This window comes from Rhodococcus sp. M8 (assembly GCF_015654185.1).
GTDB lineage: Bacteria > Actinomycetota > Actinomycetes > Mycobacteriales > Mycobacteriaceae > Rhodococcus > Rhodococcus aetherivorans.
On record NZ_CP064065.1, the window covers coordinates 111,658 to 125,779 of the forward strand.

Below are 14,122 nucleotides of genomic sequence, written 5' to 3' on the forward strand. Positions count from 1 at the left end.
CACCGTGGAGCCGCGGGGCCCGCGCAGTGAGGGACGCGACCGAGCAGTTCGGCTTCCACACCGCGGTGGAGGTGCGCTGGTCCGACATGGACGCGTTCCAGCACATCAACCACGCGCGCATGGTCACCCTCCTCGAGGAGGCCCGCATCCCGTGGCTGTTCGCCGACGGCCGGCCCACCGTGAACCTGCGGGAGGGTGCCGTCATCGCCGACCTGCACGTGCGGTACCGCGGCCAGTTGCGGCACGAGGACAGCCCGCTGGACGTGCTGATGTGGGTCGAGCAGGTGCGGGCGGCCGACTTCACCATCGGCTACGAGGTCCGGCCCGGCGGCGCGCCCGCCGACGCCACGCCCTCGGTGGTCGCCTCCACCCAGATCGCGGCGTTCGACATCGGCACCCAGCGGCTGTGCCGGCTCACCGGCCCCGAACGCGAGTACCTGCAGCGGTGGCGTCGTGGCTGATTCCCTCAGTGCGGCCGGGACGTCATCCGAACGGTGGCTGCAGGTCCCGGACCCCGCCGACCGCTCCGACCTCGTCGCGTTCCTGACCCGCGCGGTCCGGCTCGACGAGGCCGCTGTCGTGCGGCTGCGGCAACGCCCCGACGGGCTGCTCTCGGCGTGGGTGAACACCGGGTTCGACGCCCTCGCCGCCCGGGTGCTGCGCGGCACGATCGCCCCGGCGGACACGACCGTCGCCGCGGACGGGCTGCGCGCGGCCCTCGTCGCCGCCGGCGGCGACGGGATGGACCCGGGGTGGGCGATGGACTCGGCGTGGCGCGGGGCCCTGCCTCCGGACGCCGGGTACGTCCACCTCGACGACGTCCCCGCCCGCGTCCTCGTGGACCTCGCGCAGCGCGGCGTCACGCTCAGTCGCGAGCAGGGGCAGGGACCGCCGTCGTCGCTGCTGGCGCAGGAGGTGCTCGAGGTCGCCGGTGGGGGAGAGCGGGCCGGGGTGCCGATGCGGCTGGTGTTCGCACTCAACGCCATGGGCTTCGTGCCCACGGGCGGTGCCCCCGCGACAGCGGAGATCGACCTCGACCGGATCGACCCGGCCGAAGTGGTGCGCGTGCGGGCGTCGGCGACATGGCTGCGGCTCGACGCCCGCTACGGATCCGTGTACCTCCGCCGCGGCGGAGGTCTCGGCCTCAGCGTGCGCTGACACCGCCGCCGAGATTCCGGCCCAGCAGCGTCAGCGCCGCGACCACGACCACCGTCCCCGCGAGGGCCACCGGGCCGAGCCGCTCGCCGAGCACCAGCACACCGAGCACGGCCGCCACCACCGGTTCCGCGAGCGTGAGGGTGGTCACCGCCGCGGGCGACAGCGTGCGCAGGCCGAGTGCGAACAGCAGGTAGGCGAGCACCGTGGGGACGAGGGCGAGATAGACGACGGTCGTCGCGCCGGCCGCGCTGTCGAGACCGCCCGGCCACTGTGCCAGCAGGATCGCCGCCATGGGCACCGCCGCCAGCCCGAACATCGCGCCCATCGACGCGGCCGGGGTGGCGCCGCGGCCGAGCAGTGCGGCACCCGCGACGGTGTACGTCGCGTAGCCCAGGCCGGCCGCAAGCGCGGGCAGGGCCCCGGCCGCGACGGAACCGGCGCCCGCGGAGGTGCCGCCGCCCGATCCGGCGACGATGAGGACGAGCCCGACGACCGCGATCGCCGTCGACACCGCCCACACGCGGCCGGGGCGGCGCCGGGACACCAGCCACTGCAGCAGCCCGGTGAACGCCGGTCCGGACCCGAGCGCGATCATCGTGCCCGCCGCGACGCCCGCGGTCTGCACCGCGGTGAAGAACCCCAGTTGATACATCACCACGCCGCCGGCGCCGAGCAGCGTCGGCAGCCGGCGGCCCGCCGGGAACAGCGGGCCACGGGCCCGCGCGAACAGCGCGAGCACCGTCCCGGCCAGCACGATGCGGCCCGCCCCGACCGCGACGGCGTCCAACGGGACACCGAGCGCACGCGAACCGAGGGCCTGCGCGGTGCCCGTCGTCCCGAACAGGGCGGACGCCGCCAGCACCAGGGCGACCGCGCTCGCCGGCGAGCGGTGTGCGGTCAGATCAGCCACGCCGCGCCGTTGCCGGGCAGCTGCCCGTCCACCAGCGGCGCGCTGGACAGGAGCACCGTGCCCGGCGGCATCTCCACCGGGTGCTCGGTGGTGTTGAGGGCGCAGATCAGCCCACCGGAGCGGCGGAACGCCAGGCACCCGGGCGGACTGCCGTACCAGTCCACGTCGGCGCCGTCGAACTCCGGCCGCCGACGTCGCGCCTCGAGCGCCGCCCGGTACAACGACAGGGTGGACGAGACGTCCTCGAGCTGCGCCTCGACGGTCAGCCCGGCCCACGTGTCCGGCTGCGGCAGCCACGTCTGCGATGCGCTGGTGAAGCCGAACGGCGGCTGCGTGCCCTCCCACGGCATCGGGACCCGGCACCCGTCCCGGCCGCGGTCGGTGTGCCCGGACCGCTCCCACACCGGATCCTGCAGCGCGTCCTCGGGCAGGTCGTCGACGTTGGGCAGGCCGAGTTCGGCACCGTTGTAGAGGAAGGCCGCACCGGGCAGCGCCAGCTCGACGAGGATCATCGCCCGCGCGCGGTCGCGCCCGAGCGGACCGCCGCCGTAGCGCGTCACCTCACGCTCGATGTCGTGATTGGACAGTGTCCACGTCGCGACCCCGCCGCTCGGCGCGACCGCGGCGAGCGACACGTCGATCGCCTCCCGGATCTCGGCGGCATCCCACCGCGCGAGCGCAAGATGGAAGTTGAACGCCAGGTGCAGTTCGTCGGGGCGCAGGTACTCCGAGAACAGCACGTGGTCGTGCACCCAGATCTCACCGACGGCCACCGTGTCCGGATACTCGTCGAGCACCGAGCGGATCCGGCGGTGGATGTCGTGGACCTCGGCGTTGTTGAACCGCGGGTCGTCGTCGAAGTGCCGCAGCAGCCGGTTCTGCTCCCAGTGGTCGAAGTCGGGTAGCCCGCCGGGCTTGGCCATGCCGTGGGCGACGTCGATGCGGAAGCCGTCGATGCCGCGGTCCAGCCAGAACCGCAGGGTCTTCTCCAGGTCCTCGAACACCTCGTCGTTGCGCCAGTTCAGGTCCGGCTGCTCCGGTGCGAACAGGTGCAGGTACCACTGTCCGGGGGTGCCGTCGGGTTCGGTCACGCGGGTCCACGCGGGGCCGCCGAACACGCTCGGCCAGTTGTTGGGCGTCAGGTCGCCGTTCGGCCCGCGGCCGTCGCGGAAGTGGTACCGGGCCCGCTCGGGGCTGTCGGGTGCGGCGACCAGCGCCTCCCGGAACCAGGGATGTTCGGAACTCGTGTGGTTGGGGACCAGGTCCATCATGACGCGGATCCGGCGGGCGTGGGCGGCCTCGACGAGGGCGTCCAGAGCGGCGAGGTCGCCGAACAGGGGATCGACGTCGCGGGGGTCGGACACGTCGTAGCCGTGGTCGGCCATCGGTGAGCGCATCACCGGGTTCAGCCAGATCGCGTCGACCCCCAGCAGCTCCAGGTATCCGAGCTTGTCGCGGATCCCGTCGAGGTCGCCGACGCCGTCTGCGTTCGAGTCGGCGAACGAGCGGGGGTACACCTGGTAGAAGACGGCGTCCGCCCACCAGCGTTGTGCAGGGGTGCCGGGGGGAGTGCTCACAGCCACCCATAGTGCCAAACCGACAGGTGGGCCACGACTCGAATGTGGCCGGCCCTCAGATCGGCGAGTTCATCATCGAGTCTGCCGCCATCTCCATGTACGCGATCAGCTGGCTGCGGTGCTCGTCGTCGAGCGTCTGCGAGTCGATCGACGCGATCGCCGTGTGCATGCAGCGCAGCCAGGCGTCGCGTTCGAGCGGGCCGATCCGGAACGGGTGGTGACGCATCCGCAGCCGCGGGTGCCCGCGCTCGTCCGAGTAGGTGCGCGGTCCGCCCCAGTACTGCTCGAGGAACATCCGCATGCGCCGTTCCGCCGGGCCGAGGTCCTCCTCCGGGTACAGCGGGCGGACGATCTCGTCCTCGGCCACTTCCTCGTAGAAGCGCGCCGTGAGCTTGCGGAATGTCTCGGCGCCGCCGACCGCGTCGTAGAAGGTCTGCTCGTCACTCATCAGTTCTGCTCACCGTCCCTCTCGCTCGTCCATTGTGCCGGTTCCGGGAGTGCGCGCCCCAATCGGACGTCTCCGGCACGGGATGTTCACCTCCGGGACCCGGAAAGTCGTCAGAATCGGCGTGCGACGTGCGTAGATCCGTGGTCCACTTGTGAGCAGTCTTCCGGAGGTCGTATGAAGCACCGACGCATCGCACATCGACAACTCCCGCCCGCCGACGCCCACAACGGGGCGCCGGGGGCCAACTCCCTGTGTGTCGTACGCGACGACGCCGTCCCGGACTGGGTCAAACGCCGCGTACTTCTGCTCAACGCCACCTACGAACCGCTCACCGCGCTGCCCGCCCGTCGCGCGGTCGTGCTCATGGCCGGCGGCAAGGCCGACACCGTGCACGAGGATCCGCTCGGCCCGCTGGTGCGATCCGCGGAATGGGCGGTGCAGATTCCGTGGGTGATCCGGCTCCGGAGCTTCGTGCACGTGCCGTACCACGCGCGGGTGCCGATGACCCGCGCCGCGCTCATGCACCGCGACCGGAACCGGTGCGCCTACTGTGGCGCCAAGGCCGAGACCATCGACCACGTGGTCCCGCGCAGCCGCGGCGGTGAACACTCGTGGGAGAACTGCGTGGCGTGCTGCGCGTCGTGCAATCACCGCAAGGCCGACAAGTTGCTCAGCGAACTCGGCTGGACGCTGCGCGCCGCGCTCGTGCCCCCGAAGGGCCGGCACTGGCGGCTGCTGGCGACGCTGCCGGAGCTGCATCCGACCTGGTTGCCGTACCTGGGCGAGGGCGCGGCCTGATCCCCGTCGCCGCAAGTCGGGGCAAGCGCGCCGGGATCGCACATGCTGGGCTACCGTTTGCGATGTGAGCATTCTCGAGACAACCCTCATATTCGTTGCCATCCCGGTGGCGATCATCGTGATACTCGGGGTCTTCTCCGTCTTCACGAAGCCGGTTCCGGGCACGCGGCCCGCCGAGTACAAGCTCGGGGACAAGTGGGACCACGATCCGATGCTGTGGAGCGCGGTCGACGAGGTCACCACGCACGGCCACCACGGTGGGCATCATGAACTCGTCGCCGGCGCGCCGGTCGACCCGATCGGAGGTAGGGCAAGTGGCAAGTGGTGACGTGATGCACAGCCGGACGGCTGTGGCTCCCGCGGAACTGCCGTACGGTGCGGCGCTGACGGCGAGCGGCCGGATCTCCCGGACCCGCCCCCTCGACGGCCTGTTCGAGGGCCCGCCGTTCCGCGACCGCGACATGATCGCTCTCGACGATGCGCTCACCGAGGCCACCCGGGCGACGAAGGTGCGCTTCAACGTCTACGTCGCGGACGCCACCGACCCAGCGGCAACCACCGACGCGGTGTTCCCGACCACGCCGGAGGCGCCGAACTCGGTGCTCATCGCCGTGTACCCGAACCAGCGCTCCATCGAGATCCGCAGCGGCCGCGGCGTCGCGGACCGCGTCGACAACCGGGTCACGCAGCTCGGCGTGACCGCCGCGATCTCGTCGTTCGGGCAGGGCGACCTGATCGACGGCATCGTCAGCGCGATCCGCGTCATGGCGAACGCGATCACCGCGCCGTAGTTCCCCTCGCCTCTGTGGCCGAATGTCACATCACGTCGATCGGATCGACACGATGTGACATTCGGCCACACGCGTGTTGCGGCTAGGACGCGTCGAACGCCCGCGCCTTCAGCGACCGGACGATCCCCGCGCGTCCCTCGCTGATCAGCCGGCGCAGCGCGGGCGGATGCTCACCGGCGAGGAACTCGTCGGCCGCGGCGACGGAGGCCTCACTGATCGACCACGACGGGTACAGGCCCACGACGACGGTCTGCGCGACCTCGCTGGAGCGGCGCTCCCACACGCCCGGAGCGTCGGCGAAGTACCGCGCGACGAAGGGCTCGAGCAGCTCCGACTGGCCGGCCGGAGCGAAGCCGCCGATGATCGCGCGGGCGGTGATGTTCGGGATCGAGTCGTCGCCCACCACCGTGTCCCACACCTGTTCCTTGACGGCCTCCTGCGGGCGCGCCGCCCGCGCGGTGGCCGCCTGTCGTGCACCGGCGGCCGTCGGATCCCGCTCGGCCTCGGCGTCGATAAACGGCGACTCCACGCCCTCCGCGTCGATCTCCCCGGCCGCGGCCAGCGCCTGCACGATCCGCCACCGCAGATCCGTGTCGACGACCAGTCCGGCCAGCCCGACGCTGGAAGGCTCGGCGCCGAGCAGTTCCCCGAGCACCTCGGTGTGCCACGGCGCGAGCCGGGCCGTGGTCAACGCGTTGACGAACGCGAGCTGATGGTCCGAGCCCGGCTGCGCCTCGCGGGCCAGTTCCAGCAGCCGGTTCGCGTAGTCGTTCCAGCCTCGCTCGGCCGCCCAGCCGGGATCGGCGTAGCTGCCGAGGGCGGTGTGCGCCTGCATCAGCAGCCGCTGTACCACGCCGACCTCCGTCTCGGTCGCGACGCCGCGCTGGACCAGCGCCACGAAGTCGCGGGCCTTCAGCTCGGCCTGCCGGGTCATCTCCCATGCGGCAGACCATGCCAGGGTGCGCGGCAGCGGCTCGGCGATGTCGCCGATCCGGTCCATCAGCACCTCGAGCGACTGGGGATCGAGCCGCACGGAGCAGTACGTGAGGTCGTCGTCGTTGACGAGCACCAGCTTGCCGCGGCCGACGCCGACGAGCTCCGGCACCTCGGTGCGCTCGGTGGCGTCGAGGTCGATCTCGACGCGATGTGTGCGGAGCAGCTTGCCCGAACCGTCGTCGTCGTACACCCCGATCGCGAGCCGGTGCACCCGGCGTTCCCCGGCGCCGGGGTCGGCGCCCTCCTGGATCACCGCGAAGCGGGTGAACCGCCCGTCGTCGTCGACGTCGAAATCGGGGCGCAGGATGTTCAGCCCGGTGGTCTTGAGCCACTGCGCGCCCCACCCCGACAGGTCCCGGCCCGACGACTTCTCGAGGGCCGCCAGCAGGTCGTCGAACGTGGCATTGGCGAACGCGTGTTCACGGAAGTAGTCCCGCAGCCCCGCGAGGAACGGTTCCTCGCCGACGTAGGCGACGAGCTGCTTGAGCACGGACGCGCCCTTGGCGTAGGTGATGCCGTCGAAGTTGACCTCCACCGCCGCGAGGTCGGGGATGTCCGCGGCGATCGGATGGGTCGAGGGGAGCTGATCCTGGCGGTAGGCCCACGACTTCTCGACGTTCGCGAACGTGGTCCACGCGTTCGTGTACTCGGTGGCACGCGACTGGCACAGCACCGAGGCGAAGGTCGCGAACGACTCGTTGAGCCACAGGTCGTCCCACCAGCGCATGGTCACCAGGTCGCCGAACCACATGTGTGCCATCTCGTGCAGCACCGTCTCGGCGCGACGCTCGTACGAGTAGCGGGTGACCTTGGAGCGGAACACGTAGTCCTCGAGGAAGGTCACCGCGCCGGCGTTCTCCATCGCGCCGGCGTTGAACTCGGGAACGAACAGCTGGTCGTACTTCCCGAACGCGTAGGGCATGCCGAAGTTCTCGTGGTAGAACCCGAAGCCCTGCTTGGTCTCGGTGAACAACCGCTCGGCGTCCATGAACTCGGCCAGGGAGGCACGGCAGTAGATGCCGAGCGGGATGGTGCCGTGCGCGTCGCTGTAGGTGTCGGTCCACTCGGTATACGGTCCGGCGATCAGCGCCACGAGGTAGGTGCTCATCCGGGGCGTGGTGCGGAAGACGTGCCGTCCGGGGTCGGCGGCGACGGTGTTCACCGTCGCGGCATTGGAGATCACCTTCCAGTCGGCGGGCGTGCTCACCGAGATGTCGAACGTGGCTTTCAGGTCCGGCTGGTCGAAGCACGCGAACATCCGCTTGGCGTCGGCCGTCTCGAACTGCGAATACAGGTAGACCGCGCCGTCGGTGGGATCGACGAAGCGGTGCAGGCCCTCGCCGGTGTTGGTGTAGAGGCAGTCCGCCTCGACGGTCAGTTCGTTGCGCGCGGCCAATCCGTTCAGCGCGATCCCGCTCTCCTCGGTGTATCCGGAGACGTCGACGGGCTTGCCGTTGAGGGTGGCCGAGTGCACGGTCTGCGCGATCAGGTCGACGAAGGTCGACGCGCCGTCCGTGGCGTCGAACGTGACGGTGGTGGTCGAACGGAACGTGGTGGTTCCCGGAGCGCCCGCGCCGTCGGTCAGGTCGAGTTCGATGCGGTAGTTGTCGACGGTCAGGACCGCGGACCGCTCGGCCGCCTGCTCGCGGGTCAGATTCGGTGGTGCCACGGAAAACTCCTTCTCACGACGGGATGCGACTCGCCTGCCATCCCATCATGTGAGGGACCGGTTCACCCGGCGACCTCCGCGAGTGGCACCTCCGGATCGGAGAGCCGGTGGGGGTCGACGGATTCGCCGGAGGAGATCAGCGCGCGGATGTCGTCACCCGCGTCCCAGATGTTGACGTTCATCCCGGCGCAGACCCGCCCGGCCGCGTCGAGCCAGAACGCGAGGAACTGCCGGGAGTCGACGTCGCCGCGCGTGATCACCCGCGCGTCGCCGGGTGCGTGCCCGACGTACTCCATGCCGAGGTCGTACTGGTCGGTGAAGAAGTACGGCAGACGGTCGTAGGAGGCGGGCCGGCCCAGCATGGTGGCGGCCGCGACGTCCGGCTGGTGGAGCGCGTTGGCCCAGTGCTCGACCCGGATCCGGGTCCGGAGCAGCGGATGCTCGGCGGCGGCGATGTCACCGACCGCGACGATGTCCGGATCGCTGGTGGCCAGGGACGCATCGACCAGCACTCCGCCGTCCTCCGTCGCCAGTCCGGCGTCGCGGGCCAGTTCGACGTTGGGCGCTGCGCCCACCGCGAGGAGGACCGCGTCGGCCCGGATCTCGGTGCCGTCGCCGAGACCAAGCCCGCTCGCGCGGTTCTCGGCGGTGAGGATCTCCGACACCGTCGTCGAGGTGCGCAGGTCCACGCCGTGATCGCGGTGCAGCTTCGCGAAGACGGCTCCCATCTGCTCACCGAGCGCGGCGGACAGGGGCTGGGGGGCTGCCTCGACGACGGTGACGTCCGCGCCGTGCCCGCGCGCCCCGGCGGCGATCTCGAGACCGATCCAGCCCGCACCGACGATCGCCAGGTGCGCCGCCGGCCCCGCGTCGCGGCGGACGGCGGCAAGCAGCGCGTCGGACTGCTCGACGGTGCGCAACATGTGCACGCCCGCGGCGTCGACGCCCGGCAGCGGGATGCGCCGCGAGCGCGAACCGGTCGCGAGGGCGAGCTTGTCGTAGCGCACGGTGGAACCGTCGGGCAGCGTGACCGTGTGGGCGGCCGGATCGAGCGCGGTGACGGTGACGCCGAGTTCGACCTCGACCCGGTGGTCGCGGTACCAGTCACCGTGCTGCACGGTGAACTCCGCAAGCTGCTTCTTGCCGGCGAAGTAGTCCTTCGACAGCGGTGGTCGCTCGTAGGGAAGATGTTCCTCCTCGCACAGGAGGAGGATCCGGCCGGGGAAGTCGCGGGCGCGCAACTGCTCGGCCGTCTTGGCCCCGGCGAGCCCGCCGCCGACGATGACGAAGAGTTTCTCGTTGGACATCGCGCATCCCCGTTCCGTGCGGCACCGGTTCCTCGACGGTACGTCGGCGACGGCGCGGGAACCGGCGGTTCGGGAAGAATTGGGCGACGGCCGACGTTGAATCGGACCGTAGTCCGAATTCCTGCAGCGAGGAGACCCCGTGAGCGACCCGACTTCGAAGGACACCGCCGACTTCTGGTTCGACCCGTTGTGCCCGTGGTGCTGGATCACCTCGCGCTGGATTCTGGAGGTGGCGCAGGTCCGCGACATCGAGGCGAAGTTCCACGTCATGAGCCTGGCCGTGCTCAACGAGGGCAAGGACGACCTGCCCGAGGTCTACCGCGAACTGATGACGCGGGCGTGGGGGCCGGTGCGGGTGGCGATCGCCGCGGCGCAGAAGTACGGCGACGAGATCCTCGAGCCGCTGTACACGGCGATGGGCACCCAGATCCACAACGAGGGCAACAAGGACTTCCCGGCGGTGATCGCCAAGTCCCTCGCGGACCTGGGCCTGGATCCGCACCTGGCGCAGGCCGCCGACACCGACGCCTACGACGAGGCGCTGCGCGCCAGCCACGCCGCCGGCATGGATGCGGTCGGCCCGGACGTCGGCACGCCGACCATCCACGTCAACGGCGTGGCGTTCTTCGGTCCGGTGCTCTCACGGATCCCGCGCGGCGAGGACGCCGGCCGGATCTGGGACGGGGTGGTGGCCATGGCGTCCTATCCCCACTTCTTCGAACTCAAGCGCACGCGCACCGAGGACCCGAGCTTCGAGTAGGCGCCTGCGGCGCCGGTGCGTCCTTTGGGCGGTTGCTGCCGCCCAAAGGACGCACCGGCAGCAGCGCTGCCTACTATCTGACGCATGCGCGTTTACCTGGGTGCCGACCACGCCGGCTTCGAACGTAAGAACCAGATCATCGAACATCTCACTGCCAACGGCCACGAGGCCGTCGACTGCGGCTCGTACGAGTACGACGCCCTCGACGACTACCCGGCATTCTGCATCGAGGCCGCTCGCCGCGTCGTCGCGGACGAGGGCAGTCTCGGCATCGTCCTCGGCGGCAGCGGCAACGGTGAGCAGATCGCCGCGAACAAGGTGCCGGGCGCCCGCTGTGCCCTCGCCTGGAGCGTGGAGACCGCCAAGCTGGCCCGTGAGCACAACAACGCGCAGCTCATCGGCATCGGTGGTCGCATGCACAGCCTGGAGGAGGCCCTCGCCATCGTCGATGCGTTCGTCGCCACCCCGTGGTCGGGGGAGGAACGGCATCAGCGGCGCATCGACATCCTGAGCGAGTACGAGAAGACCGGCGTGGCCCCGGAAGTTCCCGGCGCGCCGGCCTGACGAACGGAGCCTGATCCACCGTGCCGGAGGGACCAGCCCTGCACCGGCTCGCCCGGCTGCACCAGCGACGTTTCGCGGGTGCCTCGGTGCGGGTGTCGAGCCCGCAGGGCCGCTTCGCCGACGACGCGGCGCTCGTCGACGGCCGGGTGCTGCTCCGCGCCGAGGCGCTGGGCAAGCACCTGTGGCACCACTACGACAACGGCCTGACGGTGCACGTGCACCTGGGTCTGTACGGCTCGTTCACCGAGGCGCCGGTTCCGCTGACGGATCCGGTCGGTCAGGTACGGATGCGCATGGTCGGCGCCGAGTTCGGCACCGACCTGCGCGGTCCGACCGCGTGCGAGGTCCTCACCCCGGGCGAGGTGCAGGCGATCGCCGCGCGGATCGGTCCCGACCCGCTGCGGCGGGACGCCGAACCCGAACGGGCGTGGACGCGAATCACCAAGTCCCGCAGCGCCATCGGCTCGTTGCTCATGGACCAGTCCGTGATCTCGGGGGTGGGCAACATCTACCGCGCGGAGGTCCTGTTCCGGCACGGCATCCATCCGCAGCGCCCCGGCCGTGATCTCACCAGAGCCGAGTTCGACGCCGTCTGGGACGATCTCGTCGTTCTGATGCGGACGGGGGTGCGACGCGGCGCGATCCACGTCGTGCGGCGCGAACATGACCACGGCGCACCGGCTTACGCCAAGGGCCGTCCCCGGACCTACGTCTACCGGCGTGCGGGTGAGCCGTGCCGGTTGTGCACCACGCCGGTGCTGCACTCGGTCATGCAGGGCCGCAACCTGTTCTGGTGCCCCGCCTGCCAGGTGGGCTAGAAGTCGAACCCGCCGAAGTCCCCGCCGGCCCCGAAATCGCTCCCGCCGTAGTCACCACCGCCGTAATCGCCGCCGGCGTCGCCGTAGTCCCCGCCGTCCTGGCCGGCCTCGAGACCCTGGTCGTATCCGGAGTCGAAGCCCTGCTCGAAGGCCTGCGCGTCGTACGGCACCCCGGCCATGCCGGAGAACATAGCCGAGAACAGCAGCATCGATCCGACGCCCCACGCCCCGGCGACGAGGGCGGGCTTCCACCACGGCTCCGAGTACCAGCCCGCCGGCACGGGCCGGCCCGCGACGCGCCCGCCCGGGAAGTAGTTCGGGGTGCGCGACGAGGGGGCCGGTGAGGCTGCCACCGTGCGTCCCTCGAAGTCGATCTCGCGGTTCTCGGTCACGCGGCCGGCCGTCTGCTGGCCCTCGAGCGTGGGGATATCGGGACCGGGGTCCATGCCCATCGCGAGGCGGGCCGCCCGGATGTAGTACAGCCCCTCGAGAGCGGTCTGCTTGGCCAGCCGTGCCTGCACCGGTGTGCGGGCCTGCTCGATCTGTGACCCGGCGGCGTGGTAGCGCTCGGACGCATCGGCGAGGGCCTGCTTGGAGGCGGTGTCGGTGCCGGTGAGGTTGTAGATCTGGCCGCCGAGCCGCTCGATGGCCTGCCGGGCGTCGGCCTTCGCGTCGTCGAGTTCGTGGGCGCCACGCCCCGACTTCTTCCGCTGCGCCGCGGACACCAGGAACACGACGGCGACGAGGACGGCGACGATCAGCAGGAGTTCCACGGCGGTCCCTTCCGGCGGACTGGACGGTCACCGTCCAGCCTACCGGCGGGTCAGGCTTCGAGGACGGCGTGGAATCCGTCGCGCATGCAGTCGTCGAACACCTCGAGGTCGGGGATCGCCCCCGTGTCGAGGGTGAACCCGACGCAGCACGTGTGCAGATACGACATCAGGGTGACGTTGAACGCCGAGCCGAGGGTGGGGCCGAAGGCGTAGTACCGTTCCACCTTCGCGCCGGCGACGTACAGCGCCACCGGGGAACCCGGCACGTTGGAGGCGAGGAAGTCGACGTGCTTGAGCATTTCGCCGACGACGGCCGGGGGGAGCAGATTGAGGGGGGTGGCGAGGGTCTGCGCCATCGGCACCGCCGGCTCGTGGCGCCAGCCTTCGACGATCCTGTTCACCTCCTGCATGAGCGTGAGGGGGTCGTCGGAGCGCACGGGAAGCGGGAAACGCGCGAGGTTGATCCGGTTGCCGCCGAGGGTGTCCTGCTCGGTGCGGATGCTCAGCGGCATCGTGACCCGCAGCTCGTCGACGTCGGATCCGTGGCGGTGGTGGTATTCGGCCAGGCCGACGAGGACGGCGGTCAGGAAGGCGCTGTTGAGGGTGGCGCCGCCGCGGTGGGCGGCGTCGCGCAGCCGGTCGAGCGGGACGTCGATCACGTGGAGCCGGCGGCTGAGGGTGCGTTCCGTCATGACCGGGGATTCGAGCCGCAGGATCGGGCGCAGGTAGCGGGCGACGGACGCCGCAACCCCCGCGGCGTTGCGGGCGGAACCGATCGGGTTGGTGACCACCGCCCGGGTGGTCGGCCAGATCGAGGCCAGCCCGCGGCCCGCGAGTCCGCGGAGCTGGGACCAGTCCCAGCCGATCGCCTCGGCGGCCAGGTCGAGGCTGTCCGGTGATTCCGGGGCGGGCGGTTCCGGGGCCGGATCGCGGGGCGTGCCGTCGCGGTCGAAGTCGACCAGCCGCGCGGTGATCTGCATACCGCCGATTCCGTCGGTGAGGGCGTGGTGCACTTTGATCAGCAGCGCGGCCTGACCGCCGGCGAGTCCGTCGACCACCGTCATCTCCCACAGCGGCCGGTCCTTGTCGAACGCGGCCATGGCCGTGGTCCGGGCGAACTCGAGGACGTCGTCGAAGTTCGCCGGCCCGGGAAGGGAGACCCGGCGCATGTGCCAGGACAGGTCGAAGTTCGCATCCGCGACCCATCGCGGCGGCGCGAGACCGAACGGCACCTCGACCACGCGATGCCGGAAGCTGGGCACCTCCCGGGTGCCGCGGTCCATCATCTCGCACAGACGGTCCCAGTCGGGTGAGGCGTCGAGCAGGACGACGGCCACGATCGTCGACCGGAGCGCGGGATCCTTCTCCATGCTCCAGGTGAGGTAGTCCGTCTGCTGCATGTGGCGGTCGGATGCGTTGCTCATCTCGGTAACTTCTCACACGGGCCGCCGCGACAGTCGGGTTTCGCTCCGGCCGCACCTCGAACCGGGACGGCATCACGGCCCGGCGCGGGAATCCGGAGCGGATACTCCGAACTCTAGGCGCCGGGCCGT

Annotated in this window: 15 protein-coding genes; 8 read left to right on the top strand and 7 right to left on the bottom strand. The window is 70.9% G+C overall.

Features of this window, described 5'->3' with window-relative positions:
- The first annotated feature begins 26 nt into the window (after positions 1–26).
- Positions 27–461 carry an acyl-CoA thioesterase gene (locus tag ISO16_RS00485; protein ID WP_083662491.1) on the top strand — a complete coding sequence of 145 codons (435 nt, stop codon included), beginning with the start codon at positions 27–29 and terminating at the stop codon, positions 459–461.
- On the top strand, positions 454–1,158 hold the full coding sequence (locus ISO16_RS00490) for a hypothetical protein (protein ID WP_072635017.1): 705 nt from the start codon (positions 454–456) through the stop codon (positions 1,156–1,158). Before ISO16_RS00485 ends, ISO16_RS00490 begins: the two co-directional genes overlap by 8 nt.
- On the opposite strand, the gene ISO16_RS00495 is transcribed toward ISO16_RS00490, so the two are convergent.
- The 3 genes from ISO16_RS00495 to ISO16_RS00505 are packed head-to-tail and all read right to left on the bottom strand — an operon-like array spanning position 1,145 to position 4,093.
- Entirely contained in the window at positions 1,145–2,068 is a 924-nt protein-coding gene (locus ISO16_RS00495; protein WP_006930541.1) for a DMT family transporter, read from the bottom strand. The genes ISO16_RS00490 and ISO16_RS00495 overlap by 14 nt on opposite strands.
- Positions 2,056–3,645 (bottom strand): glycoside hydrolase family 13 protein, encoded by a 1,590-nt coding sequence (locus ISO16_RS00500; RefSeq protein ID WP_072635026.1) that lies wholly within the window; start codon positions 3,643–3,645, stop codon positions 2,056–2,058. The genes ISO16_RS00495 and ISO16_RS00500 overlap by 13 nt, the downstream gene beginning before the upstream one ends.
- A gap of 55 nt (positions 3,646–3,700) precedes the next feature.
- Positions 3,701–4,093 carry a globin gene (locus ISO16_RS00505; protein ID WP_006930544.1) on the bottom strand — a complete coding sequence of 131 codons (393 nt, stop codon included), beginning with the start codon at positions 4,091–4,093 and terminating at the stop codon, positions 3,701–3,703.
- Positions 4,094–4,267: 174 nt separating this feature from the next.
- On the opposite strand from ISO16_RS00505, the gene ISO16_RS00510 reads away from it, so the two are divergent.
- From ISO16_RS00510 to ISO16_RS00520, 3 genes are all read left to right on the top strand, one after another.
- On the top strand, positions 4,268–4,891 hold the full coding sequence (locus ISO16_RS00510) for an HNH endonuclease (RefSeq protein ID WP_006930548.1): 624 nt from the start codon (positions 4,268–4,270) through the stop codon (positions 4,889–4,891).
- Positions 4,892–4,955: 64 nt separating this feature from the next.
- Positions 4,956–5,219: an aa3-type cytochrome oxidase subunit CtaJ gene (ctaJ, locus tag ISO16_RS00515; protein WP_006930550.1), complete on the top strand. Its 264-nt coding sequence runs from the start codon at positions 4,956–4,958 to the stop codon at positions 5,217–5,219.
- The gene (locus ISO16_RS00520) at positions 5,206–5,682 is read left to right on the top strand and encodes a DUF5130 family protein (RefSeq protein WP_006930552.1); all 477 of its coding nucleotides are present in this window, start codon (positions 5,206–5,208) and stop codon (positions 5,680–5,682) included. Before ctaJ ends, ISO16_RS00520 begins: the two co-directional genes overlap by 14 nt.
- 82 nt (positions 5,683–5,764) lie before the next feature.
- On the opposite strand, the gene pepN is transcribed toward ISO16_RS00520, so the two are convergent.
- Positions 5,765–8,347 carry an aminopeptidase N gene (pepN, locus tag ISO16_RS00525; protein WP_072635018.1) on the bottom strand — a complete coding sequence of 861 codons (2,583 nt, stop codon included), beginning with the start codon at positions 8,345–8,347 and terminating at the stop codon, positions 5,765–5,767.
- Positions 8,348–8,409: 62 nt separating this feature from the next.
- The gene (locus ISO16_RS00530; protein ID WP_072635019.1) at positions 8,410–9,654 is read right to left on the bottom strand and encodes an NAD(P)/FAD-dependent oxidoreductase; all 1,245 of its coding nucleotides are present in this window, start codon (positions 9,652–9,654) and stop codon (positions 8,410–8,412) included.
- Between the two features lie 139 nt (positions 9,655–9,793).
- Between ISO16_RS00530 and ISO16_RS00535 the strand changes: the two genes are divergently transcribed.
- From ISO16_RS00535 to ISO16_RS00545, 3 genes are all read left to right on the top strand, one after another.
- Positions 9,794–10,414, top strand: a complete 621-nt coding sequence (locus tag ISO16_RS00535) for a mycothiol-dependent nitroreductase Rv2466c family protein (RefSeq protein ID WP_029543074.1) — start codon at positions 9,794–9,796, stop codon at positions 10,412–10,414.
- A gap of 84 nt (positions 10,415–10,498) precedes the next feature.
- Complete coding sequence (locus ISO16_RS00540) at positions 10,499–10,978, top strand: ribose-5-phosphate isomerase (RefSeq protein WP_072635020.1); 480 nt, start codon at positions 10,499–10,501, stop codon at positions 10,976–10,978.
- A 20-nt stretch (positions 10,979–10,998) separates the two neighbouring features.
- The gene (locus ISO16_RS00545; protein WP_006930558.1) at positions 10,999–11,796 is read left to right on the top strand and encodes an Fpg/Nei family DNA glycosylase; all 798 of its coding nucleotides are present in this window, start codon (positions 10,999–11,001) and stop codon (positions 11,794–11,796) included.
- On the opposite strand, the gene ISO16_RS00550 is transcribed toward ISO16_RS00545, so the two are convergent.
- A complete protein-coding gene (locus ISO16_RS00550) occupies positions 11,793–12,569 on the bottom strand; it encodes a GA module-containing protein (protein WP_072635021.1) in 777 nt (258 codons plus the stop codon). The genes ISO16_RS00545 and ISO16_RS00550 overlap by 4 nt on opposite strands.
- Before the next feature lie 50 nt (positions 12,570–12,619).
- Positions 12,620–13,993 carry a wax ester/triacylglycerol synthase domain-containing protein gene (locus ISO16_RS00555; protein ID WP_072635022.1) on the bottom strand — a complete coding sequence of 458 codons (1,374 nt, stop codon included), beginning with the start codon at positions 13,991–13,993 and terminating at the stop codon, positions 12,620–12,622.
- Positions 13,994–14,122: the final 129 nt, after the last annotated feature.